This is a genomic window from Methanocaldococcus fervens AG86, from assembly GCF_000023985.1.
Lineage (GTDB): Archaea > AGJL01 > Methanococci > Methanococcales > Methanocaldococcaceae > Methanocaldococcus > Methanocaldococcus fervens.
Map to the genome: position 1 here is coordinate 275,374 of NC_013156.1, position 25,463 is coordinate 300,836.

The 25,463-nt window shown below is 31.6% G+C and carries 24 protein-coding genes, 2 tRNA genes and 1 CRISPR repeat array; of the genes, 13 read left to right on the forward strand and 13 right to left on the reverse strand.

Annotation, left to right across the window (positions count from 1 at the left end):
* Nucleotides 1–55: 55 nt before the first annotated feature.
* From MEFER_RS01385 to MEFER_RS01395, 3 genes are read left to right on the forward strand one after another with little or no spacing between them, the layout of a single operon-like run.
* Entirely contained in the window at nt 56–1,435 is a 1,380-nt protein-coding gene (locus MEFER_RS01385) for an RAMP superfamily CRISPR-associated protein (RefSeq protein ID WP_015790857.1), read from the forward strand.
* 17 nt (nt 1,436–1,452) lie between these two features.
* The gene (locus MEFER_RS01390; RefSeq protein WP_015790858.1) at nt 1,453–1,914 is read left to right on the forward strand and encodes a hypothetical protein; all 462 of its coding nucleotides are present in this window, start codon (nt 1,453–1,455) and stop codon (nt 1,912–1,914) included.
* Nucleotides 1,914–2,720 carry an RAMP superfamily CRISPR-associated protein gene (locus tag MEFER_RS01395; RefSeq protein ID WP_015790859.1) on the forward strand — a complete coding sequence of 269 codons (807 nt, stop codon included), beginning with the start codon at nt 1,914–1,916 and terminating at the stop codon, nt 2,718–2,720. Before MEFER_RS01390 ends, MEFER_RS01395 begins: the two co-directional genes overlap by 1 nt.
* Nucleotides 2,721–2,731: 11 nt before the next feature.
* Here the strand turns inward: MEFER_RS01395 and MEFER_RS01400 are convergent, their stop codons facing one another.
* The 4 genes from MEFER_RS01400 to MEFER_RS01415 all read right to left on the reverse strand — a co-directional run bounded on the left by MEFER_RS01400 (nt 2,732) and on the right by MEFER_RS01415 (nt 4,998).
* Nucleotides 2,732–3,952, reverse strand: coding sequence for a methionine adenosyltransferase (locus tag MEFER_RS01400; RefSeq protein ID WP_015790860.1), 1,221 nt, complete (start codon nt 3,950–3,952; stop codon nt 2,732–2,734).
* 117 nt (nt 3,953–4,069) lie between these two features.
* The gene (locus tag MEFER_RS01405) at nt 4,070–4,750 is read right to left on the reverse strand and encodes a KEOPS complex subunit Pcc1 (protein WP_015790861.1); all 681 of its coding nucleotides are present in this window, start codon (nt 4,748–4,750) and stop codon (nt 4,070–4,072) included.
* Nucleotides 4,751–4,817: 67 nt separating this feature from the next.
* A tRNA-Gly gene (locus MEFER_RS01410) sits at nt 4,818–4,893 on the reverse strand.
* Between the two features lie 29 nt (nt 4,894–4,922).
* Nucleotides 4,923–4,998, reverse strand: a tRNA-Gly gene (locus MEFER_RS01415).
* Between the two features lie 175 nt (nt 4,999–5,173).
* Between MEFER_RS01415 and MEFER_RS01420 the strand changes: the two genes are divergently transcribed.
* Nucleotides 5,174–5,851, forward strand: a complete 678-nt coding sequence (locus MEFER_RS01420; protein ID WP_015790862.1) for a segregation/condensation protein A — start codon at nt 5,174–5,176, stop codon at nt 5,849–5,851.
* 213 nt (nt 5,852–6,064) lie between these two features.
* A CRISPR array of direct repeats spans nt 6,065–7,511; the repeat unit is 30 nt; unit sequence CTTTCCATTCCGTTCCGGTCTGATTTTAAC.
* 394 nt (nt 7,512–7,905) lie between these two features.
* Here the strand turns inward: MEFER_RS01420 and MEFER_RS01425 are convergent.
* Entirely contained in the window at nt 7,906–9,171 is a 1,266-nt protein-coding gene (locus MEFER_RS01425) for a UbiD family decarboxylase (protein WP_015790863.1), read from the reverse strand.
* A gap of 80 nt (nt 9,172–9,251) precedes the next feature.
* Here MEFER_RS01425 and MEFER_RS01430 point away from each other — a divergent pair, with 80 nt between their 5' ends.
* The 5 genes from MEFER_RS01430 (at nt 9,252) to MEFER_RS01450 (ending at nt 13,537) form a co-directional block, all read left to right on the forward strand.
* Entirely contained in the window at nt 9,252–9,599 is a 348-nt protein-coding gene (locus MEFER_RS01430; RefSeq protein ID WP_015790864.1) for a UPF0058 family protein, read from the forward strand.
* Nucleotides 9,600–9,618: 19 nt separating this feature from the next.
* Nucleotides 9,619–10,551: a glutamine-hydrolyzing GMP synthase gene (gene guaA, locus MEFER_RS01435; protein ID WP_048056265.1), complete on the forward strand. Its 933-nt coding sequence runs from the start codon at nt 9,619–9,621 to the stop codon at nt 10,549–10,551.
* A 106-nt stretch (nt 10,552–10,657) separates the two neighbouring features.
* Nucleotides 10,658–12,265, forward strand: coding sequence for a bifunctional N(6)-L-threonylcarbamoyladenine synthase/serine/threonine protein kinase (locus MEFER_RS01440; RefSeq protein ID WP_015790866.1), 1,608 nt, complete (start codon nt 10,658–10,660; stop codon nt 12,263–12,265).
* A gap of 55 nt (nt 12,266–12,320) precedes the next feature.
* Nucleotides 12,321–12,608, forward strand: a complete 288-nt coding sequence (locus MEFER_RS01445) for a metal-sulfur cluster assembly factor (protein WP_015790867.1) — start codon at nt 12,321–12,323, stop codon at nt 12,606–12,608.
* Nucleotides 12,609–12,619: 11 nt separating this feature from the next.
* On the forward strand, nt 12,620–13,537 hold the full coding sequence (locus MEFER_RS01450; RefSeq protein ID WP_015790868.1) for a D-glucuronyl C5-epimerase family protein: 918 nt from the start codon (nt 12,620–12,622) through the stop codon (nt 13,535–13,537).
* Here MEFER_RS01450 and MEFER_RS01455 read toward each other — a convergent pair whose 3' ends face one another.
* Both MEFER_RS01455 and hflX read right to left on the reverse strand, forming a co-directional pair.
* Nucleotides 13,538–14,380: a TatD family hydrolase gene (locus MEFER_RS01455; RefSeq protein WP_015790869.1), complete on the reverse strand. Its 843-nt coding sequence runs from the start codon at nt 14,378–14,380 to the stop codon at nt 13,538–13,540.
* 95 nt (nt 14,381–14,475) lie between these two features.
* Complete coding sequence (gene hflX, locus MEFER_RS01460; RefSeq protein ID WP_015790870.1) at nt 14,476–15,702, reverse strand: GTPase HflX; 1,227 nt, start codon at nt 15,700–15,702, stop codon at nt 14,476–14,478.
* A 265-nt stretch (nt 15,703–15,967) separates the two neighbouring features.
* Here hflX and MEFER_RS01465 point away from each other — a divergent pair, with 265 nt between their 5' ends.
* Nucleotides 15,968–16,675, forward strand: a complete 708-nt coding sequence (locus tag MEFER_RS01465; RefSeq protein ID WP_015790871.1) for a Rossmann-like domain-containing protein — start codon at nt 15,968–15,970, stop codon at nt 16,673–16,675.
* A gap of 23 nt (nt 16,676–16,698) precedes the next feature.
* Here the strand turns inward: MEFER_RS01465 and MEFER_RS01470 are convergent, their stop codons facing one another.
* The 6 genes from MEFER_RS01470 to cobY all read right to left on the reverse strand — a co-directional run bounded on the left by MEFER_RS01470 (nt 16,699) and on the right by cobY (nt 22,190).
* Nucleotides 16,699–18,789, reverse strand: a complete 2,091-nt coding sequence (locus MEFER_RS01470; RefSeq protein ID WP_015790872.1) for a DEAD/DEAH box helicase — start codon at nt 18,787–18,789, stop codon at nt 16,699–16,701.
* A 162-nt stretch (nt 18,790–18,951) separates the two neighbouring features.
* Entirely contained in the window at nt 18,952–19,566 is a 615-nt protein-coding gene (locus MEFER_RS01475; RefSeq protein WP_015790873.1) for a class I SAM-dependent methyltransferase, read from the reverse strand.
* Entirely contained in the window at nt 19,553–20,401 is an 849-nt protein-coding gene (locus MEFER_RS01480) for a helix-turn-helix domain-containing protein (RefSeq protein WP_015790874.1), read from the reverse strand. Before MEFER_RS01480 ends, MEFER_RS01475 begins: the two co-directional genes overlap by 14 nt.
* 3 nt (nt 20,402–20,404) lie before the next feature.
* Complete coding sequence (gene dapF, locus MEFER_RS01485) at nt 20,405–21,292, reverse strand: diaminopimelate epimerase (RefSeq protein WP_048056267.1); 888 nt, start codon at nt 21,290–21,292, stop codon at nt 20,405–20,407.
* Nucleotides 21,293–21,322: 30 nt separating this feature from the next.
* On the reverse strand, nt 21,323–21,589 hold the full coding sequence (locus MEFER_RS01490; protein WP_015790876.1) for a PRC-barrel domain-containing protein: 267 nt from the start codon (nt 21,587–21,589) through the stop codon (nt 21,323–21,325).
* A 1-nt stretch (nt 21,590) separates the two neighbouring features.
* Nucleotides 21,591–22,190, reverse strand: coding sequence for an adenosylcobinamide-phosphate guanylyltransferase (cobY, locus tag MEFER_RS01495; RefSeq protein WP_015790877.1), 600 nt, complete (start codon nt 22,188–22,190; stop codon nt 21,591–21,593).
* A gap of 73 nt (nt 22,191–22,263) precedes the next feature.
* Between cobY and asnB the strand changes: the two genes are divergently transcribed.
* From asnB to MEFER_RS01510, 3 genes are read left to right on the forward strand one after another with little or no spacing between them, the layout of a single operon-like run.
* Nucleotides 22,264–23,796, forward strand: a complete 1,533-nt coding sequence (gene asnB, locus MEFER_RS01500; protein ID WP_015790878.1) for an asparagine synthase (glutamine-hydrolyzing) — start codon at nt 22,264–22,266, stop codon at nt 23,794–23,796.
* Between the two features lie 5 nt (nt 23,797–23,801).
* Entirely contained in the window at nt 23,802–24,575 is a 774-nt protein-coding gene (locus MEFER_RS01505) for a BtpA/SgcQ family protein (protein ID WP_015790879.1), read from the forward strand.
* Between the two features lies 1 nt (nt 24,576).
* Nucleotides 24,577–25,461, forward strand: coding sequence for an MraY family glycosyltransferase (locus tag MEFER_RS01510; RefSeq protein ID WP_015790880.1), 885 nt, complete (start codon nt 24,577–24,579; stop codon nt 25,459–25,461).
* The last annotated feature ends 2 nt before the right edge of the window (nt 25,462–25,463 follow it).

Genomic DNA, 25,463 nt, shown 5'->3' on the forward strand with positions numbered 1-25,463 from the left:
ATGATGGTTATTCCAGAGGTTGGGAAGGTGCTGTAGCCAACATAATACCAAAAAAATGGAGAAATTGTGTGGGGGTGTTATATATGAAATCTCCGAAGATGACTTAAAAGCTTTAGATAGACAGGAAGGATACCCTATAACTTATGGTAGAAAAGAAATAACGGTTTTCTGTGTAAATAAGAATATAGAGATTAAAGCTTATGTTTATTTCAGAGAGGGAGAGCCTATTGAAAACCTACAAAAGAATACGTTAACTTGTGTAAAAGATGCTAAGGAGCATGGAATACCAGAAGATTATATTAAAAATGTGCTAATGGGTGGTAGTATGACAAATAATAATTTTGTAAATGAAATAAACGTTTATGCAGTAGCGACAGACCCAATATATATTGGAACTGGAGGTTATACAATTGGGAGGGTTGATAACACTATTGTAAGAGACCCAATAACAAAAATCCCAAAAATTCCAGGGTCAAGTTTGGCTGGAACTTGGAGATATTATGTGGCTTTGAAATTGCAGGGATATTTTAAAGATGATTATAGAGTTGATAAGAGCAAAAGAAAGGAGAAAAAGATTGAAGAATTATTTGAATTGGAAAATAATGAAGATAAAGATTGGGTTTTATTCGAAGGAAACAGATATGCTGGAATAAAATGTGCTGGACAAGATGATTTACCAAATATTGATTATGAAAGTGCAAAGGATGAAAAAACCGGACATTGTGGAAGATGTATTGTTTGTAAAGCATTTGGTTTCTCTAAAAAAGATGTATCATGGCAAGGATTGATTTATTTCTCCGATTTAAATATCTTATTCTTCCCAGTTTATACAAGATTTGGGGTTAAGTGGATAACTTCTAAAAGAATTTTAAAAGAAGCTGGTTTATTAAATGGAGATTTTGACGAAGAAAAAAATGTTGTTTTTGCACTTAAAGAAATAGAAAAAGAAATAGAAGATGATAAGAAAAAAGGGCATATAAATTTAGGTTGGCTGTATTTGCCTTATAAAGTTGATGGCATAAAAATCAATTTAGGCAAAATACAAAACTTTGGAATTGATGAAAATGATATAATAATCGTTCCAGACAACCTAATTTCTCAAATAATCAACTCAAACTTAGAGGTTAGAACTTCTGTTTCAATAGATCCAATTACAGGAACAGCAAAAGAAGGAGCGTTATTCACATCAGAGGCAATCCCAAGAGGAACAATATTTTATGGAAAAATAAGAATCTTTGACAAAAAGCCATTTGAGGAAATTAACGATAATAAAACTAACAAACTAAAACCATTACCAACAATAAAACAAATAAAAGATGCATTAGAAGATTCAAAAATATTCTTTGAGACATTGGGAATTGGGGGAATGACAACAAGAGGTTTTGGAAGATTGAAGATTGAATTGTTTGATGAAAATGGAAAAAAGTTTGAATAACCAAACTGGTGGTTCTAATGGATAAACTGGAATACAAAATTAATGAAGTTGCTTTCAATATTGCCCAGATTTTAGATAAAAATGAAATAAATAAATTGTTGGGAGTTTTGGCAAATGATGGAGTTTATGCTATGTGGGTTTATGCATTGGATAAAATTAAAATTGAAGATAAAAAAGATAGAATAGGACTACTTATAAATCAAATACTTAATTTTTCAGATGCATTTCCAATCTTAAAAGAAAATCAGGAAGAAATTGAAAGAAAAAATGAAAAAATAAAAGGACTTTTAGAAAAAGAAAAATTAAACGATGAAGGAAAAATAGAACTAAAAAATAAAATAAAAGAGAGAAATAAGATTATCTTAGAGATTTTCAAAGAACTTTCAAAAGATATTGATAATTTACTATTCTTCAAAGAAATCTTAGAAAGAGTATTAATCTTAGCAAGATATCATGCAAAGGCATTAGGTGACGATTAATGACTTGGTATAAAATAGTTTTAGAACAAGAACAACCAATTCACATTGGATATAAAAGATATGGTGTATTGGCAGAGACAAGAATATTTATTCCTGGGCAAACGATGTGGGGGGCTTTAACAAAAGCATATAATTTAATGAAAGGAAACTCTTTAAACAGCAATCAAGAATTATTTGAACAAATAACATGCTTTTATCCTTCCTTTGATAAAGAAAATATACTAAAACCAAATTTCAAAAATGGAGAGTTTCACTTAGGAGATCTATCAGAAAAAGAATTTAGATTATTATTTGTTGATTCTTTCATATCAACGGCAATACTACCCGAAACAAGAACAGCAAAGGATGAATCATTGCATGAAATTGAATTTATCTTACCAAAACCAAAAAAAGCATTAGAAAATACTGAATTATGGAAAAAAATAACTGAAGTGGGATATAAAAATGAAAACTTAAAATGGATTGGATTAGTTTGTCTTAATGATGATAGTTTAAAAGATGAATTGGAAAACTTAAAAATCTTTATTGGTGGGGATGTAAGATATGGATACGGTTTAATGAAAGTAATGAAAGTAATTAAAATAGTAGAGGATAATATATTAGAAGAATTTAATGTTAAGAACAATAAAATAACTAAAGGAAAGATGATAAATCCCTCTGGAAAAAGGTTATTAAACTATTTAGAATTCAATCCAACAATTAAATTTGAAGGAAAACTCGAATTACTACCAGAATTTGACTTCTATAATAAAAGAAAAATAACTAATGCAAAATACTACATTATTCCAGGAAGTAAAATTATTTAAAATCTAAAAATTTAGAAAGTATTTACTTTCCCCTCAACAATCATTTTTTGGACTTCCATAATGTTATCTAACCATTTATTAGCTATCTCTTTTGCCTTTGGCTCAATGTCCTTTATATCATAACCATTTTCAGTTATAATTTCTATATCCAATGCTTTTGGTTCATTAATTGGCTTACCTATTTGGCTTAATATTCTTACATAACACTCCTTAACTCCCTCTAATTTAGCAATATCTGATGCAATTAAGTTAGCTAAGATGTTATAAATCTTACCAACGTGGTTTACTGGGTTTTTACCACTTGCTGCCTCCATACTCATAGGTCTGAATGGAGTTATTAATCCATTAACTCTATTTCCTCTCCCAACTGAACCATCATCCCCCATCTCTGCTGAAGTTCCAGTAACTGTTAAATAAACACTTTCTCTTTCATAATCATCTGCGGTGTTTATATTTATCTCAACCTCATATCCATCAGCTATCTTTTTAGCTAAATCTTCAACTTTTTCTTTTACTTTCTTAATAACCTCTTTATATTCTTCAACATTCTTAACATACTTATCAACAACAGCCATAGCAATGGTTAAGGTTATTTTCTTCCCTTCTCTTAAACCCATAACTTTTATATCCTCTCCTACAGCAGGAATTTCTTTCTTTAACTCATCACTATTTAAAAATCTCTCTGTTTCTAAAACCAATCTCTCTGTTGTTGATAATGGAGCATAACCTACTCCAAATGATGTATCGTTAGCTAAAGGAACTTCATTCTTTTGCCTTTCAAAGACATCAACTAAATCCATACTTCCTTGTCCAATTCTACAGTCGATAATTACATCCTTATCAACGTCAACATTTCTTAAAACTTTCTTTAAATATTCTTTAGCTGCTTTAACTGCAGTAGTACCAACTGGAAGTTTTATAATTTCGTTTTTCTCTTTATCTAAAATTTCCATTGTTGCCCTACCTGACAACAAAATATAAATAGGGCTTACCATTACTCCTCCTCCAAATTTAGGATATGCGTGCCCACCTACAAGCTCAACTTGGTCTGTGTTGTGGTGTAAAATAGTTCCAAATCTTTCCATATACATCTTACACAAAGCTCTACTAACGCTCTCAGCAATACCGTCACAAATTGAATCTGGATGCCCCAAACCCTTTCTTTCGACGATTTCAGTTGGTCTTTCCTCAATTGGTTCAACGTTTAATTTTTTTACAATTATGTTTCTCATCCCTATCACCGCATCCAATTATCATAAGTAAAATGATAAAATAAATTTTTTATATTTAAAGTTAATCCTTCAATAAAAAAGAAAACTAAAAACTCAAATAAATTAGAAAAATTTCTATTAAATTTTCTTTACCATCCTTAACCAGTCTTTAACAACTTCTCTTTCCTCAAAACCCAACTTTTTATAAAATTCAATGGCATTTTTGTTCTCAACTCCAACCCACAACTCAACTATATTTCTCCCATTCTTTTTGGCATATCCAATAGCTTTGTTTATTAAAGCTGTTCCAATCCCTCTACCTCTAAAATCCGGATCAACGAAGATTTCATGTATTTCGGCAACTTCTCTCTTTTCTATATTGCTAATCCAATTACAATCACAGGCAATAAAGCCAACTGGTTTTCCATCAATTTCACATACAAAAAACCCATCTTCATCTCTCTTCATCAACCATTTAAAATACCATCTTGCCCATTTTTTCTTTTTGTAATAGTATTTATCAAAACCCTTGTATGCTTTATAATATAGCTCAAGAAAGTCCTCCAAATCATCTTTAGTTACATTTCTTATTGTATACGGTTTTGTTAAGTTATAAACATTCATAGCCGCGTTTAAGCATCTAAAGAAATCATCCAATATTGATTTTAATGAACCTATAGAACGGGTTTTAACATACAATATAGGCTTTTTCTCACATTTTAAATTAATTTCAATATCCTCATTATTGTAATTATCAACTTCTAGGCTTCTACAAACTTCTTTTGGAATATCCACGTGAAGTTTTAAATAAACCTTCATAATCTCACAGGAAATCCCATATTTATTAATTTAATTTTATAAATATATGTTGCTAAAAATAAAAATATGGTGCGCCGGCCGGGATTTGAACCCGGGTCGCTGGCTTGGAAGGCCAGAGTGATACCAGGCTACACCACCGGCGCATGTTTAAATTAAGCCCAATTAAATCCAGTGGTGCGGCCTCCGGGATTTGAACCCGGGGTCCGGGCGTGGCAGGCCCGTGTGTTACCAGGCTACACCAAGGCCGCTCATTCGAGCGGTTGTAAGCAAGAATAACATACGCAAAACTACTATATATACTTTTCGATTTCATTTTATTAAATATTCTAATTAATTTGTGAATAATTATGATGCTTTTTAATAGTAACAAATTTATACCATTTTTTACCAATATTTGCTTAGAAAGTGTTTTTTGTGATAATTATGGTTGATGTTAATTTTGATATTGTTCTCTGGGTTAAAATGATTAAAGAAGGGATTGAAAAGAAAAATCTAAACCCCTGGGATGTCAATATTGCCGAAATTGCGGATTATTATATCCAAAAAATCAGAGAGCTTAAAAAATTTGATATTAGGTTATCTGCCGATGTTATTCTTGTTGGTGGAATCTTACTGAGGATGAAATCTGAAGCGTTATATGATGAATGTGAAATTGAAGAGGAAGAGGATTATGAATATTATGAGGATGACTACTTCTATGATGAAGATGTAGAAACCAAACCTAAAAAAAGTCAGAAAAAAGAGAAAAAAGAAAATAAAAAAACTAAAAAGCCAGTTACTGTTGATGAATTAATTAAAACTATAGAAAAAGAGCTTAACAAAGTCAAAAAATCGAGAAAAAAGAAAGAGAAAAAAACTAAAGAGGTTGAGGAAATTATAGAAGAGCTTATAGAAGAAGAAGATATATCAGATATAATAGCAGAGTTGTTAGAGGATTTGATAAGGGAGGGTATTATAATCTATCAGGAAAGATTTAGGACAAGGGAAGAGAGGGTTAGATATTTCATCCCATCCCTATACCTAGCAAATGATGGAAAAGCCGAACTAATCCAAGAAAAGTTATTTGGAGAATTGATAATTAAGCTAAAATCCACCTTTTAGTAAGAGGTTGCTCGAACACCTTTTGGAAGAGGGCTGATCAAAACGAAACTTTTAGTTTAGCCGGTTTAGAAGTAGATAATGAAACTTTAAGGGAAGAATTTAAAAATTCTCTAGTTTTAACTTTTTTCTCGTTATTAATTCCTGGTTTAGGGGGTATTTAATTGGGCAGTTAAACTTGGGATAAAAAATCTTGTTGTATTTTTCAAATTGAAACTTTCCATTCCGTTCCGGTCTGATTTTAACTAGAAGATTTGAAAATGTTTCAACTGTAGAGATTCAACCAAACTTTCCATTCCGTTCCGGTCTGATTTTAACAAGAGTGATGAAAAATGGTAGGAATATTTTTTGATATACACTTTCCATTCCGTTCCGGTCTGATTTTAACGATTTTAACAGTTAAAAAATTAGTAAATGAAAGGTGAAAATACTTTCCATTCCGTTCCGGTCTGATTTTAACGTGTGTTTTCAGTTAATGAGGACTTTGCGCCTGCCACTTTCCATTCCGTTCCGGTCTGATTTTAACAACAAGAAAAGACGATTTGAGAGAAGAGAGAGAAAGCTTTCCATTCCGTTCCGGTCTGATTTTAACAGTCACACTTGATTTTAAAGACCTTATAGCCTTCATCTTTCCATTCCGTTCCGGTCTGATTTTAACACCCCTCCTTCAGTCCTCAGCCATACAGGCTTCATCTTTCCATTCCGTTCCGGTCTGATTTTAACGTTATTGGAGGAACTGGGATTGATTAAAGACCCTAAAACTTTCCATTCCGTTCCGGTCTGATTTTAACGTTATTGGAGGAACTGGGATTGATTAAAGACCCTAAAACTTTCCATTCCGTTCCGGTCTGATTTTAACGTAGTATATGCCAATAGTAAAACTAAATATCAAATGTCTTTCCATTCCGTTCCGGTCTGATTTTAACGTATATATCAGTGAAAAATGGCACTTTGGCAATTAAATCCTTTCCATTCCGTTCCGGTCTGATTTTAACCTTGCTCTTTTACATCCACTGGAAGCTCAGAATACTTTCCATTCCGTTCCGGTCTGATTTTAACTATGTTTAAAGTGGCGGGCTTGCTAATGGGGCTCGGAGCTTTCCATTCCGTTCCGGTCTGATTTTAACTTCAATATTATATAATCTAATAATATTGCTGAGCTGTCTTTCCATTCCGTTCCGGTCTGATTTTAACCAATGCTTGGTAGTGCAAGAGCGGGTGCTTCAACTTTCTTTCCATTCCGTTCCGGTCTGATTTTAACTTATCAATATTCTGGCTCCCAAACTTATCAAACTCTTTCCATTCCGTTCCGGTCTGATTTTAACTAGAACCAATTGCAGGAGTAGGGGCAGCAATAGGTATCTTTCCATTCCGTTCCGGTCTGATTTTAACTTACAGGTTGGAATAATGAAGGAAAGATAAGAATTTACCTTTCCATTCCGTTCCGGTCTGATTTTAACCAATGGTTAAAAATAAGGTGAAATTATGAGGAAAGCCCTTTCCATTCCGTTCCGGTCTGATTTTAACCGATAACCGAAAAGTTTATATAGTAGAAAGTAAATAATCTTTCCATTCCGTTCCGGTCTGATTTTAACGACAACAAACAACATGAATACTCCTTTGATGACAACCGCTTTCCATTCCGTTCCGGTCTGATTTTAACAGGGCAATAATTCGAGATAAGTATATTTTTAGCACCCATAATATTTATGCTTTTCGTTACCTTATAAGTCGAAGGGCACTTAACCCCATTCATTTATATATCTTCTCACCCATATAAATTTTACCTTTTAGAACTAAAAAAAGAGTTTTAAAGACATAAATTTTAAAATCTTACTAATATATCGTGGAAATTTTTAGTTAAAAATAATTAACTAAAATATTTTAAAAATTCCATATAATTTAATTAATCTAAATACTTAAAATAATCAAAATACCCAACCCTTCGAAATTTCTTAAAAATCATTAAAACCGAAAAATAAAATATAAAAAACCTTTATTTCGAAAATAAAACTCTTTCAGCGAGATAAGTATAATCTAAATATTTAAATACAAAATTATTCTTCAGGAATTTTAGCCCTTTCAAAATGTTCTCTACCTTTAATTAAGCTCATTGTTGCATCTATCCCAACTTTTGCTGTTAATTTATTTTTCAAATCACTTGAAGGGTCTAAAGAAGAGCCTTTAGCTCCTGGAATTATGATTATATCTCTATCCCCCTGCACCCTTGTAGCTATTGCATACTCAACATCATTTATATCAAATATATCTATGTCATCATCAACAACCACAACATGCTTTAAACTTGGATGAGATGCAAAAGCTGCCAATATAGCATTTTTTCCATCCCCCTCAGTTCTTTTTTGTATTTGCACCACAGCATGAAGCCAACAACAACCTCCTTCAGTTAAAACAACGTTTTTTACTGTAGGGACCGTATTTCTAACACCTTTTAATATTCTCGGCTCTTGAGGCATACCCATCAATGTTTTATGCTCAATCCCTCCAGGTAGTAAAGCATGGAATATTGGTTTTTCTTTTCTATAAAGCTTTTCTATTTTAATTATTGGCTGTTTTCTAACAATATCATAGGTTCCAGTTATATCTACAAAAGGCCCCTCATCATCCGTCTCTGGCATAATTTTACCTTCAATAATGAACTCCGCTTCTGGAACTAATAAGCCGTTATCTAACTCAAAAACCTCCATTTCTCCCCCCAACAAAACAGAGGCAAATTTAAGCTCATCAAACGTTATATCAGCGGATGTAGAGCCAGCTAACAAAACAGCCGGATGAACCCCTATAACTATGGCAACATCCAAATAGCCCTTTTCATTTAAGGCTTTATTATATAAAAAGTGTAAATGCCTCTGCTCAACCATTCTTATAACCAAATGATTATCTTTAACTAAAATTCTATGAATGGATAAGTTGTAGCCAAAATCTTTATCATTTACAACAACAACTCCACTTGTTATATAAGGTCCGGCATCCTTTTCATAATAAGTTGGAATAGGCCAGTCTTTAATCTTCTCTGGACTTTCAACAATGTATTTTTCTTTCAATTTATTGTTTATCCTTAATTTTCCTTCCTTTTCTTTCTCCATTGCATTGAGCATAAAAAATATAAAATCCTCTTTTTTAACATTAAAAATCTTTGAGAGAGTTTCTCTACTGCAAAGATTACCAACAACTTCAAATCCATCTACATCTTTTATATAAACTGGTTTTCCATCATATTTTTTTAATATCCTTGAAATTCCAAACTTTTTATCGGCTTTCTCTATTATAATGGGGTTGAGCTTATTAATGATTTCTCTCATGATACCACCAAAGTTTTATATATTTCTTAGCCAATTTTAATATTAATCTTATTCTCTGCCTAAATATTTAAAGTGATAACATGCACAAAGAACAGTTAATGAAACTTCATCAATTTTTTGTTTATGTTGTAAAAGAAATTGTAAATGATGATTTTGGAAATAGAAATGATGAATGCAAAAAATTGCTTGAAATTTATGAGATGCTAGATATTCGTCCTCATCACATTCATCGACTTAAAAGCGAGCAAAAAGCGGCAATATTGTTATTATCTGCATGTGTTGCCAGTTATTTAGCCGATAATATGGATAATGTTCCCAAAAACTTAGCTAAAAAACTTGAAGAAAACGCTTTTAAACATCTAAACAGTTGTAAGAAAAACATTATTATATTGGAAGACGAAAATAATGGTAAAAATGTTGAGGAATAATTTAAAGGGTGATATTTTTATGTTTAATCCACAAAAATTTATTGAAGAGGCTGTGGAAGAAATAAAACAGCAAATTGGAGACAGAAAGGCAATAATTGCTTTAAGTGGAGGAGTAGATAGTTCTGTTGCTGCTGTTTTAACTCACAAAGCTATTGGAAACAAATTAACTGCTGTTTTTGTTGATACTGGATTGATGAGAAAGGGAGAGAGGGAAGAAGTTGAAAAAACATTTAGAGATAACTTAGGATTAAATTTAATAGTTGTAGATGCAAAAGATAGGTTTTTAGAGGCGTTAAAAGGAGTTAAAGATCCTGAAGAAAAGAGAAAAATTATAGGTAAATTGTTTATTGATGTTTTTGAAGAGATTGCTGAAGAAATAAAGGCAGAGGTTTTAGTTCAGGGAACCATAGCTCCAGATTGGATTGAAACACAGGGAAAGATAAAAAGCCACCACAATGTAGCTCTACCTCATGGGATGGTTTTAGAGGTTGTTGAGCCATTGAGGGAGCTTTATAAAGATGAAGTTAGATTGTTGGCAAAAGAGCTTGGATTACCAGATAGTATTGTACATAGGCAACCATTCCCAGGTCCAGGTTTAGCTGTTAGGGTTTTAGGAGAAGTTACTGAAGAGAAGCTAAATATTTGTAGAGAGGCCAATGCAATAGTTGAGGAAGAGGTTAAAAAAGCCAACTTAGATAAAGAGTTGTGGCAATACTTTGCTGTTGTTTTGGATTGTAAGGCAACAGGGGTTAAAGGGGATGAGAGAGAATACAACTGGATTGTTGCTTTAAGAATGGTCAAATCATTAGATGCAATGACTGCCCACGTTCCAGAGATTCCATTTGATTTGTTGAAAAGAATTAGTAAGAGGATTACATCAGAGATTCCAAATGTTGCAAGAGTTGTTTTTGATATAACAGACAAACCACCAGCAACAATTGAATTTGAGTAATTTTTAAACTTTTTTAGTTTTTATCTTACCTGGCTATTTTTAATTTTTAAAATAAATTAAAAAATAAAATTATTACTTATTAAATTATTTTAATTTGAGTGATACTATGATTTGTTTGGGATTAGAGGGAACTGCAGAAAAGACTGGAGTTGGTGTTGTCACTTCAGATGGGGAAGTTTTATTTAATAAAACCATAATATACAAGCCTCCAAAACAGGGGATTAATCCAAGAGAAGCAGCTGACCATCATGCTGAAACATTTCCAAAATTAATAAAAGAAGCTTTTGAAGTTGTTGATAAAAATGAGATCGATTTAATTGCCTTTTCTCAAGGTCCAGGATTAGGGCCGAGTTTAAGAGTTACAGCAACTGTTGCAAGAACTCTATCCTTAGCTTTAAAAAAGCCAATAATTGGAGTTAACCACTGTATAGCCCATATCGAGATTGGTAAATTAACAACTGAAGCTGAAGATCCTTTAACCCTATACGTTAGTGGGGGAAACACACAGGTTATAGCCTATGTGTCAAAAAAGTATAGAGTTTTTGGAGAAACGTTAGATATAGCTGTTGGGAACTGCTTAGACCAATTTGCGAGATATATATATCTGCCACACCCTGGAGGACCTTATATAGAAGAGTTAGCTAAGAAAGGAGAGAAGATTATTGATTTACCATATACAGTTAAAGGAATGGATATTGCCTTCTCTGGACTATTAACAGCGGCTATGAGAGCTTATGATGCTGGAGAGAGATTGGAAGATATCTGCTATTCTCTACAAGAGTATGCATTTTCAATGCTAACTGAGATTACAGAGAGGGCTTTAGCCCATACAAATAAAGGAGAGGTTATGCTTGTTGGTGGAGTGGCGGCAAATAATAGACTGAGGGAGATGCTAAAAGAAATGTGTGAGGGGCAAAATGTGGATTTCTACGTCCCTCCAAAAGAGTTTTGTGGGGATAACGGAGCTATGATTGCATGGCTCGGTTTATTGATGCACAAAAATGGAAAATGGACGAGTTTAGATGAAACAAAAATAATTCCAAATTACAGAACTGATATGGTTGAGGTTAATTGGATAAAAGAAATTAAAGGCAAGAAGAGAAAGATTCCAGAGCATTTAATTGGTAAGGGGGCGGAGGCAGATATTAAAAAAGATAAGTATTTAGATTTTGATGTAATTATCAAGGAGAGAGTTAAAAAAAGTTATAGGGATGAGAGATTAGATGAGAAGATAAGAAAGAGTAGAACTGCAAGGGAGGCAAGATATCTATCAATGATTAAAGATTTTGGCATCCCGGCTCCATACATTTTTGATGTTGATTTAGATAACAAAAGAATTATGATGAGTTATATAAATGGAGAATTAGCCAAGGATGTTATTGAAAATAACTTAGACATTGCATATAAGATTGGAGAAATCGTCGGAAAACTGCATAAAAATGATGTAATTCATAACGATTTAACTACATCCAATTTCATATTTGATAAAAAGCTATATATCATTGACTTTGGCTTAGGAAAGATTTCAAATCTTGATGAAGATAAGGCAGTTGATTTAATCGTCTTTAAAAAAGCAGTGTTATCTACTCATCATGAAAAATTTGAAGAGATTTGGGAGAGGTTTTTAGAGGGCTATAAAAGCGTTTATGATAGGTGGGAAGTTATATTGGATTTAATGAAAGATGTAGAAAAGAGGGCGAGATATGTTGAATAAGTATTTATATAATAAATAGCTTAAATCTTCTAATAAAAACTTTGAGGTGCAATATATGGTAACAAAGGAAGATGTTTTAAATGCCTTAAAAACCGTTGCAGACCCACACATGGGAATAAGCATTGTTGATATGGGATTAATTAGAGATGTGGAGGTTGATGATGAGGGCAATGTAAAATTTAAGCTCATTCCTACAAACCCTTACTGTATGAGTGTCATGGCAATGGCATTTCAGGCAAAAGAAGCGGTTAAATCATTAGAAGGGGTTAAAAAGGTTGAGGTTATTGTTGAAGGGCATGTAATGGAGAATGACATTAATGAAATGTTGAAGGATAAGGAATAAAAGTGGTTATTATGAAAAGATTTGAGATTATTCTTTTTTTAATTTTATCAGTTTTAATTTTTATTTTTGGTTATTTTGTAGGATTATCTCAACCTTTATATTCTGAAAATTTAGTAGTTCAATATTTCAAAAATCCAAAGCCATTTTCAGTTGAAAATGTAAATATACCGGTTACTTACTACGGGACTATAAATGGGAAATATATAGGTTATCAGATAACTCCTCACAATGTCAATGATGAGGCAAGAAAATGTTTCTATAAATATTTTGAACTAAAAGATAAAAATCCAAAAGAAGCTGAGAAATATTTAAAAAGAGGATTATTTTTAACAGAATATCTAATATCTCAGGCAGATGAAGAAAAAGTTGAGGTAAATGGGAAGAACATCACTTTTATTGTTTGGAGGTATAATTTTGAATTTCCACTTTATAATCTATCTAAGGGATGGAGAGGGGCGTTATGCCAAGCGGGATGTTTAAAAACCTTATATTTGGCTTATGAAGTTACCGGAGATAAGAGGTATTTAAATTATGCAAATTTGGCTTTGAATGCATTTAAAGTTCCAGTTGAGAAAGGAGGATTATTAAAAATTAGATATTATAAAAATAATAGCTACTATTGGTTTCCAGAGTATGCCTCTGAAAATCCTCCGTATGTGTTAAATGGATTTATTACAGCCACTCTATGGATTGGTGAGTTTGGAAACAAAACAGGGAATGTTGATGCTTTATATTTATATAAAGAGGGCTTAAAATCAATAAAAACATTCCTCCCAATGTATGATGCCGGAGATTGGAGTTATTACGATGCTTTGGGGCATAGATGCAATAAACATTATGAACACTTGCATAAACTACAAATGTTATGGCTTTATAACAAAACAAAAGATGAGATATATCTAAAATATTACAAAAAATGGAAAGAATAGCTATAATTTCAACTCTATATCATAAATTTTCTCTATATTTTCCTTATGGGTTCTATAAACTCCCTCTTCATTTAAAACTTCCTTCTCAATCAACTTCCTTGTAACTCTTGGGACTGTTTTTATCCCTAAAACAACTCCAGGTCTTTTTAAATCATCTATATAGTCAGTTTCCATAACAAACCTTAAAGATTTTTTAACAACACCCTCATCAACTCTCGAAGCTAATATTGAAGGGAATATTTTATATTTCTCCCCTTCCAAAACCATATCTCCGCAGTGATGTTTAACAACCTTCTCTGGATTTAATCCAACCTCTTTAGCCATTTCAGAAAATTCTTTAAACTGCTCTTCCGTTGAGCTTTCGGCATGTATTTGGATAGCACATCCTAAATCTTTAGCTAATTCCATACAGTATTTTAATATCTCATTTGATGCATTCCAAACGTCTTCATCAACTGGATAATGAGGTCTTCCAACCTCTCCAATTCCCACAATAAAATCATTACTTTCAACGAGCTTTTTAGCATAATTTAGAGCATTAATAATTTTTTCCTTTGCCTCTTCTAAGCTCATAAATTTCATTAGATGAGTTAGCTCAGCAGGATGAACTCCAACCAAACCAAAAGCTTTTACCGGTGTGTTTTTATTTATTATCTCAACATCCCTAACTAAGATGTCCATAGATTTCGTTAAATCTCCATCAAATGTTGGTTTATTCAAAATTATCATTACCTTTCCTCCAGCATTGTAAAAGATTTTAGCAACTTTCTCAGCTCCATAACCGTTTTTATCATCAACATGAATGTGGTTGTCAGTAACAGGCAGATTTTTTAGAACGTCCATATCTTTTCACCTAATAAAAAATTTAAAAGACGTTAATTGCCTCTAAAAGAGGCAACTTAATGGATTCGGTATCCAATAGGGCTTCCCTATGGATTTTATGCTGTAGCTTTATGTAACTTTAAAATTCTATTAACATCCCTTTCTTTTGCTCTAAATGTTATTATATGTTTGTTTTCATCTAAAACGTCCTCAATAATCTCAGTATTTTCATATAAGTAGGATATGAGCTTTGGATTATCGGTTTCTATTGTACCAATTGAAAGATTTAAATTATCTAAAATCTTTTCAATCAACAAATCTATATTTATATTATATTTTGCAGAAACAAATATTGGATTTACTATATATCTGTTCAATTCCTCTAAAATTCTTTTCTTTTTTTCTTCTGTAATTTTATCCACTTTATTAAATACAGTTATTATTGGTGATTTACAATTAATTTTACTTAAAATTTCATGATTTACCTTTAATTTTCTTTTAATCTCTTCTATATCATCAGATGCATCTACAACAATTAATATTAAATCGCTATTTGCACTTTCCTCAATTGTTGATAAAAATGCCTCAATCATGAATGGTGGTAAATCATCGATAAACCCAACTGTATCAGTAACTAATATCTTTCTTTTAACGCCTTTTATAGCCCTTGTTGTTGTGGTTAATGTTGTAAAAACTTGGTTCTTTGATTCTTTCCTCTCCCCAGTTAAGGCATTTAATAAACTTGTCTTTCCTGCGTTTGTATATCCAATTAACCCAACAGAATCAAATTTTTCCCTACTCTTCCTTGCTGTCCTCCTATGCTCTCTAACTTTCTCCAATTTTCTTTTTATTGTTGCTATCTCTCTTTTTACTTTTTGGTAGTATTTTTCAACCTCATAATCTCCATATCCCCCAAATCCTGGCTGTTCTCCCATCTTTGCTAATCTAACCTTCTCCCTTGCTCTTGGCAGTTCATACTGTAATTCTGCCAATCTAACCTGCAATTGAGCTTCCTTAGTTCTTGCATGCTTATAAAATATCCTCAAAACAAGCTCAATCTTATCAATAACCTCAATTTTAAATTTTTTAGCTAAGTTGTATTTTTGTGAAGGAGTTAAGGGATTTCCAATCACAACAATATCTATATTTTCCTCTTTAATTTTTTCAGCTAATCTTTCAACTAAACCGCTACCAATTTGATATTTTGGGTCTGGTTTTCTAATTTGAACTATCGTCTCTATTGGGTCATAGAGAACTTCAGCTAATTCCTTCAATTCTTCTATACTTTTATTATCAAACCTACTATCTTTTCTTAAAATTAGTAAAGCTCTTTTTTTAATCATATCCCTCCATTTTATAGTTCTTTTTCAAAAGTTAATAAGATTATTAATGAAATCTGAACTCCTTTCTTAAATGGAAGGAGTTCATTTGTACCTATATATTTCAAGATATTTTTGAAAAGAACTATAACTTTTTAGTTTATATTATGAAAATTCAATATATAAATTTTACCATCTTAAACTTAAAGTTTTATATAATCAATAACGATTACATATTGATACAAAAGGTAATTATAATTAATAAAGATTAATAAATATTGGTGAAAAGATGAAAGATGTGAAGGAAGTGTTAAAAAATCTTGCAGAAGAAAATAATTTGTTAGATGAAGTTGTTGAGATTAAAATATCAGATACAAAATTAGATACAACGAGGATTAAGGATTATCCCCTAATGAGTGGGAAAGAAATTTTATTGAGGGCTAATTTTAAAGGTTGTTATGGAGATGCATTTACAGATAAGCCAGTTGAGTTTAAAGGAACTTTAAGAGAGATTTTAGATAAAGGAAATAGGGCTGAGATAGTTGCCACTTTAAATGCAGTTATGAGATTTCTCGGCTTAATTGATAAAACGGTTCATTGTGTTGGAGACGAGCCAGAGAGGTGTGCAAAAAAGTTAGTTGAGTATTTAAAAGAATTAAATCCAAAAAGGATTGGGATTATTGGATTTCAGCCAGCATTTGTTAAAGAAATTGTTGATAATTTTGGAGCTGAAAATGTTTTAGTTAGTGATTTAAATCCAAATAATGTTGGAAAAGTAAAGTATGGTGTTAAAATAATGCATGGGGATTTTAATGAAGAGCTTATAAAAAATTCAGATGTTGTTTTAGCTACTGGTTCAACAATAGTAAATGGAACATTTGAGGGGATTTATAAATTATCTAAAAAATACAACAAAAGAATTATATTTTATGGAACTTCTATTGCTGGAATGGCTAAAATTTTAGGAGTTGAGAGATTTTGCTATTTAGGAAAATAATTAAAAGATAATTAAACTTTAAATTAAAAAATTAATTTTTGCTGTCCAAATTTAATCCCCAAATCTTCTAAAATCTTTTTAGTTATCTTTTCTCCAATAATTGAAGCTACTTTTGAAGGATTGTTTATTATATCTTCAACATTTCTAATTCCAGCATTGTAAAGCTTTCTCGCTCTAACCCTTCCAATGTATTTTACATTTAAAAGCTCAATAATATCCTCTTTAGCTCCATATTCCAATCTTATCTCTAACTTTTCTGGAATTTCTGAGTTTTTACCAATTATTTTGGCCATCTCTTTTAAAGCATGCATTAACCAAACAGCATTTTCAACTTTATACCTTAAAATCCCCGGCTCAATTTTATATTTCTTTAAAATCTCATCCTCTGGAACTTCACTAATCCAATCATACAACATCTTAGCAGTTTTAAATGCCTCCAAATCTTCGATTTCAAAACTCTTTATTCCAAGGTTTTCCATCTCATCAATCAAATTCAACTCTTCGGATTTATAAACTCTCAAATTTGGCATCATCTCTAAAGTTTTTGAGATTAGGTAGAGATAATAAATATCATCCTCATTTTCCATTTCATTTAATCCATCTATCATATATTTTGCTGACAACGGGTCTATGTAAAGCTCAGCAACTCTCTTCCCTAACTCAGTAGGTATAAAATCTATCATAAATTCCTTCTCCTCTAAAAATCTAATGACTTCATTAATATTTTTAGCAACCTCCCTTAAATTTCCATATTGATAAGCGTAAAATGTATTTCTTATAAACCATTCTAAATCATACTCATCTCTAATCTCTATAGTAGCTATAAGCCCCAATAGCTGAGTTCTTAAAACTGCCTGATTTGAAAGCTTTGAATATATTGGCTCTGGTTTTTGCGTTAATACCTGATAAGACCTTAAATAATCTCTATCATTCTTTGCCACTATAATTCCCTCACCATAAGGGTCTAAACCTAGTCTTCCAGCCCTTCCTATACATTGCTGAATTTCCATTATTGGTATATATCTCATCCCTCTATTTGTGTATCTCGTTAAATCTTTAACTATTGCCCTTCTACATGGTAAATTTAGCCCGACGCTAAGGGTCGGAGTGCAACAAATAACCTTTATAAGTTTATTTCTAAAGGCATCTTCAACAATCTTTCTATGTTGGTAGGTTAAGCCGGCATGATGAAAGGCAGAGCCGTTTAAGATACATTCAGCCAACGTTTTACACATCTCTGTTGGAGGTTCTAAAATAGATAAAATTTCCTCAGCAACTTCTTTTAATTTTCTTTTTTCTTCATTTGTTAAAAATTTCTTCAAATTTAATTTTTTTGCCTCATTAACTGCCCCTCTTTTTGTATTGCAAAATACTATGCAACATCCTCCATCTTTTACACAATCAACAACCAAATTGTATATATCATTATTGTTAATTGCCTTAATCTCCCTATTTTCCCCATTTATAAATTCTATAATCCCATTCTTGTAAATGCCTTTTTTTAACTCAACTGGTCTCCAATCATCAACTATAAGCTCAGCATTTAACCAATTAGCTAACTCCTCTGGATTTCCTATAGTGGCTGATAACCCAATAATCTGTATATTAAACTTCTTCAATTTTGTTAATAAAATCTCTAAAGTTCCTCCTCTCGACTCATCATTAATTAAATGTATTTCATCAACAACAACTACAGAAACATCATCAATCCAGTCAATTTTATGCCTCCAAAGGGAATCGAGTTTTTCAGCAGTTGTTATTATTAAATGGTATCTACTCAAATCCTCATCTTCATCATAATCTCCAATGGATAAAGCTACTCTTAATCCATATCTCTCATATTTATTTTTAAATTCTTCGTATTTCTCTGATGCCAATGCCTTTAGAGGCACGATAAAAATACCTTTTTTGTTTGTAGGATTTTTATTTTCATCCAATAAGTGGTTTATTAAAGCCATTTCCCCAATTAACGTTTTTCCCGAAGCTGTTGGTATGGAAATTAAAAAATTTTTGTTTTTATCTAATAAACCCTTCTCTAAAGCCTTTTTCTGTGGAGGTCTCAGCTCTTCAATACCAAAATCCTTTAAAATTTCTAAGATTTTATTCGTTGGCATATTATCAACCTTTCATTGAAAACTTTCCGAAAACTTATGCCATAAAATATAGTGGGGCTGAACGTAGTGAAGCCCCGCTCTGGAGTATAGCAATAGAGGCTGTGCCTCTATGCTTCTAAGATTTTGTTCATTGACATATTCTCAACCTTTTATTGAAAAATGTTATTTTTCAGCAGAAATTGCCACAAATCCTCCTTCTCCATAACCATCCTTAACCTCTACCTTATCAATTTTATTAAACTCTTTAAAAATCGTTTGCGTGGCTTTTATATTTTTAAATCCCAATTCTTTTAGCATTTCTATAACTTCCTTAGCAGATAAAAATTTTGCATCTTTGTAAAATTTGCTTTTATGCTTTTTTTCTTCATAAATTTTTCCTAAAAAGCTATCTCTATCAATAATTCCTATAATTATTTTCCCTCCTTTTTTCAAAACTCTCTTAGCCTCTTTTAACATCTTTTTTGGATTTTCTGCAAACTCTAAAACAGTATTTATTAAAATAAAATCAAACTCCTCATCTTTAAAAGGCAGTTCTTCACCCTTTGCTATTACAACCTTTATTCCTCTCTTTTCAGCTATTTTAGCCATTTCTTTTGATATATCAACGCCAATTTTTATATTAAATGGCATGGCAAACCTTCCAGTTCCTACTCCTATCTCCAATCCCTTACCTTTTGGAATATGCTTTCTCAACGCTTCAACTTCTGATTTATAAATAATTTCATGTTCATCGAACCATTTATCATATTCTTCAGCGTATTTATCAAAAGGATTCATACTTAAAACCCAATTTCTTTATCTTTTTAATTTCTTTTTTATCAATTTTAACATCCTTGCCAAAGCTAATAAAGTTTATTGCATGAACTGTTTTTTCATAAAATTTAGGATAGGTTATGTTAAAATCATCATCAACATACCTCAAGAAACTCTCATTTAAAAATAGGCTGTATCCTTCATCAACCAACTCTATAGCCCTGAATGGATTTTTTACTCTTACTTTAACTTTAAATCTTATCCCCTCTTTCTTTAAAATGTTATAAACTATCCTTTGAGAACTAAATCTTATGCCAACCAAATTTTTGTAATCAAACTCTTTTTTACTAACCATTACAAAGTTATCGTAGGCAATTAAAAATATGTTAAAATCACTGCCCCCAACTTCTGACTTTAAAAATCTCTCATCTCCCAACCTGTAAATCCAATAGCTGTCATCAACTCCTAAAACATCAACAAAACCCATCTTTAACAATTCCAATGCATTATCAAAAGATGTTATTATTGGATTCTCAAATAATACCTTTGCAATCTCCCCACTAACAAATCCAGAAACTATAAAAAAGTGTTTTTTCAATCTTTTTTTATATAAATTATATGTTTCTAAAATCTCTAAGCCAGTATCTGTTAAAATTGTTCCATTTGGTGATGAATAATATAGTTTATCCCCTAATTTATCCTCCAATCTTTTTAATTGAATATTAAAAGAAGAAGGGGAGATATTTAATAACTTAGAAGCCTCATTTTGGGATTTTGTTTTATGTAAGGCAATTAAAAGCTTTATTTGATTTGGAGTTATTAGTTTTCCTTTATATTCAACAACTAAATCGACATCCATAGCTTACCATCCAATGTTTATTAATTTAGCATCATAGACAATTACTGCATCTCCAATCATATAAACTCCATCATCCTTAATTTCAATTTCCAAATCTCCACCATCTAAGTGAGCTAAAACCTTATTGCCTGTTTTACCCAGCTTGTGTGCTATTATAACTGAGGCAGTAGTTCCTGTTCCACATGCAGTTGTGTATCCAGCTCCTCTTTCCCAAGTAATAATTCTAATCTCATTTGGATTTAAAACCTTTACAAAATGCACATTAATCCTTTCTGGAAATGCTTTGTGATGCTCTATTTCTTTTCCAATAACGTCTAAATGCTTTCTAACAAAATCTAAATCAATGCCATTATCTTCAACAAATATAACAGCATGTGGATTTCCCACATTAACAACACTCAACTTAACCTTAGGCAAATAAGGATTTTTTAACTCCAACTCTCCATTTAAAAACTCATCATCTTCGCTATAGCCATCAACAACCATTGGTATATCTTTTAATTTAAACTTTGGAACTCCCATGTAGACTTTAATTTTCTTTACCTCATCCCCTTCAATCTCCATTTCAGAAACCCTTAAACCTCCCTTTGTCTCTACATTTAAAGGATTCTTTTTCATTATCCTCTCATAAACGTATTTTGAGAAGCATCTAATTCCATTACCGCACATCTCCGCCTCAGAACCATCACTATTGAATATTCTAAATCTCACATCATATTCATCAGATGTTGGTTTCTGAACAAATATAACTCCATCAGCACCTACTGAAAACCCTCTCCTGCAAATTTTTTTAGCAAAATAACTTTTTTCTTCTTCCTTAACCTTCTCTCCATCAAACTCATTAATAACGATATAATCGTTCCCCAATGCATGCATCTTTGTAAATTCCATTTTCACACCAAAAAATAGTTTTTGTAAGATTTAAATACTTTGAGAAGGTCTTATATTTACTTTATTTAAAGATTTTTCATCTACTACAACAACATCTTTAATAGCTGTTACGATTCTATATGGAATTAAAACATTTTTTCCTTCTTCTATAGGACTATTTTCAGTAGGTTCAACTTCTAAAGATACTAATCTTCCTATCCTTTCATCAAAAATAACATCCTTAACCTTACCCAATATACTACCCATATTTCCCACTACGTTTCTTTCAAATAACAACCTTGCAGGCATTTTTTCCATTTTATCCCTCAGAATTTTGTTGATTTTTTAAAAGCATTTCAGCAAATTTTAAATCATCTTTTGTATTAATGTTAAATATTAAATCCTCAATAGCCATAATCTCTTCTTTTTGATATTCATGCTTTGGCGATACAACATTTATCCCTACAGGAACTAAGCCATTAAAATCTATTGATGGGTTGGGATATATTTTTTTGGGAAGCATAACAGCTATTGCCTCGACATCTGGATTTTTAGATTTAATATAGTAAAAGTAATCAACTATACTATTAATAATTTTCGATGTTAAGTTAATCAAATCAGAGCTAACAACTAAAAATGGCTCTGAAAAATATTTCATGCATTCATTTAAATCATTTATATAATCTTTACCAGAAGTCTCTACAACTGAGATATTTTTATAATCGCAATAATTTTTAATTACATATTCTTTAGTTTTTGGCGTGTTTGGAGATACAGCAACAAATATATTTTTTACCTTTGAACTTAATAAAGGGTATAGCACATAATCTATAAGGCATTTACCACAAACTTTAACTATTGGCTTTTCAACATTCCCCATTCTCGTCCCTTTACCACCAGCCATAACTAAGGCATCCATTTTAAAACCTCGCAAGATTATAAAATAAACTATAAATAATAATAGATAACGGCTATTTAAAAATGTGAGAGACATGTGCTCGATAAGTGGGATAATAGTTAAAGAAAACCAAATTCCTGCAAAATATGCAATAGAAATGATGAAAATCTTAAAACATAGAGGAAAAGATGGTTCTGGGCTATTATTAGATGATGAAGTAGTTTACTTTGAAGATTTTAAAGATGTTGAGGATTTAGAGGATGAAATGATTGGAAATTTAAGCTTAGCCCACAACAGATTGGCAATAGTGGGAAAACATGGAGCTCAGCCAATACCAAATGAAGATGAAGACATATGGATGGTTTGTAATGGGGAAATCTATAACTATATTGAATTAAGGGAATATCTAAAAGAAAATCACGAATTTAGAACAGATACCGATAATGAGGTTATAATCCACTTATATGAAGAGAGGATGTTGGAAGAGATAGATGGAGATTATGCATTTGCAATATATGATAAATCAGATAATAGTGTTTTGTTATCGAGAGATTTGTTTGGAGTTAAGCCATTGTTTTATGTAGATACAGATAAATATTTTGCATTTGCTTCTGAAAGAAAGGCGTTATGGCATTTGTTGATAAACATTAATGGCTATGAAAAAGATCTAGATAAATTAAATGGTAAAATTAAAACATTAAAACCAAATTCTCAGCTGATTTATTATTTAAGTGATAATAGCTTTGAGATTATTGAAAACTTTAAAAAATTGAAGCTAAATTACATGAAAGAGAGGAGTTATGGAGAAGCTAAGAAATATTTGGATAAAGCATTAAAAAAATCTGTTTTAAAGAGGGTTAGGGGTTTGGATAAAGTAGGAATTATCTGCTCTGGTGGAGTTGATAGTTCCTTAATAGCTAAATTAGCATCTTTGTATTGTGAAGTCATCTTATATGCTGTTGGAACTGAAAATAGTGAAGATTTAATTTATGCTGAAAAATTGACTAAGGATTTGAATTTAAAATTGAGGAAGAAGATTATTTCAGAAGAGGAGTATGAAAGCTATGTGTTTAAGGTAGCTAAGGCAATAGATGAAGTTGATTTAATGAAAATAGGTGTTGGAATTCCTATTTATGCCGCTTCAGAAATGGCTAAAGAAGATGGCTTAAAGGTTGTTTTGTCTGGACAAGGAGCTGATGAGTTGTTTGGTGGATATGCAAGACATGAAAGGATTTATAAAGAAAAAGGGGAGGAGGAGCTGAAAAAAGAGCTATTAAAGGATGTAAATAATTTATATAAGGTGAATTTAGAAAGGGACGACCACTGCACAATGGCTAATGGAGTTGAGTTGAGAGTTCCTTTTTTAGATGAAGAGGTTGTTGAGATTGCTTTATCAATACCTGTTGATTACAAGATATCTGAACTCAGAAAAAAGATTTTGAGAGATGTTGCCTCTCAATATTTGCCTGATTATATAGCTTATAGACCAAAAAAAGCCGCTCAATATGGAAGCGGTGGGGAAAAGATAATTTATAAAGTTGCTAAAAAATATGGATTTTCAAAGAAAAAAATTAATGAGTTTTTAGAGATGTTAAAGAAGAAAATTATTGATGAGATTAATGAGTGATACCTATGTTCAATAAAAAATTATTAATTGGAATGCTTCACTTAAAACCATTGCCTGGGAGTTATCATTACAACAATGACTTTGATAGTATTGTAGATTTTGCAATTAAAGAAGCTAAAAAGATTGAGGAAGCTGGATTTGATGCTGTAATGATTGAAAATTTTGGAGATGCACCATTTAAAAAAGAGGCAGGTAAAATAACGATTGCATCAATGGCTGTAATAGCAAAAGCTATAAAGGAAGAGGTATCATTACCATTGGGAATAAATGTATTAAGGAACGATGCCGTTGGGGCTTATTCAATAGCTTATGTTGTTAAAGCTGATTTTATAAGAGTTAATGTCCTATCTGGCGTTGCATTTACAGACCAGGGGATTATTGAAGGAAACGCCCATGAATTAGCTAAATTAAAAAAGCTAATACCAAGTAAAATAAAGGTCTTTGCTGATGTTCATGTTAAACATGCCTATCATTTTATAGACTTTGAAAGCTCGTTGTTGGATACCGTTGAAAGAGGTTTAGCTGATGCTGTAGTTGTTAGTGGTAAGAGAACTGGAAAAGAAGTTGATATAGAAAAATTAAAATTAGCTAAGGAGTTGGTTGATGTTCCTGTTATTGTTGGCTCTGGAACAACGTATGACAATTTAAAAAAACTTTGGGATTATGCGGATGGGTTTATAATTGGGACGTGGATAAAGAGAGATGGAAATGTTAAAAATGAGATAGATATAGAGAGGGCTAAAAAGATTGTTAATTTAGCCAATAGGTTGAGGGGATAAGATGATTTATTTGGCGATATTTGCTTTTGTATTTTCGGCAGTTTTTTGTTATTTTTTAATAAAAAAGATGGTTAATTATAAATTTAGTTATGATTTACACAAAAAAGAGAAGGTTAAAGTTCCGGAGATGGGAGGTTTAGCAGTTTTGTTTTCCAATGCCTTATTTATCCCCTTTGTAAATCCAACTTTTATACTGCCAATAGTTGCCGCTGGAATTATAGGGGTTGTTGATGACATAGCCAAATTATCACCAAAAGAAAAATTAATACTGCTTTTTACCTCTGGATTGATTGTAGGGGTTTTGTTTTACAATAGCTCATATATAAGTTGGATTGATATTTTAATTGTTGCTTTTGGAATTATGATTTTTTCAAATTTAACGAACATGTTGGCTGGTTTCAACGGATTAGAAATAGGAATGGGAGTTATTGCCTCTACTTCATTGGCAGTAGTTTTATTTTTAGATAATTGCACATCTGGATTTTTATCAGCTTTAATAGTCTCTGCCTCTTACTTTGGATTGCTGATATTTAACAAATATCCGGCAAAGATATTTCCGGGAGATGTAGGCACTCTCCCAATTGGAGCTTTTTTAGCTTCTTTGGCAGTGATATATAAGGAATATGTCTCATTTTTAATTATAATGATGCCTTATATTATAGATGCCTCTTTAAAGTATTTAAGTGCTGGCGTTATGAGTAGGGATGAGCATAAGCCAACAACTTTAGGAGAAGATGGAAGATTATATTACATAGGAGGTTATCTTTCTTTACCAAGGTTAATATTGAAATATAAGGCAATGAAAGAGTACCAATTGGTTTTAATTTTATGGATTATTGGGGCATTATTTGGGATGGCTGGAATTTTAATAGCATCAATAATTTAACG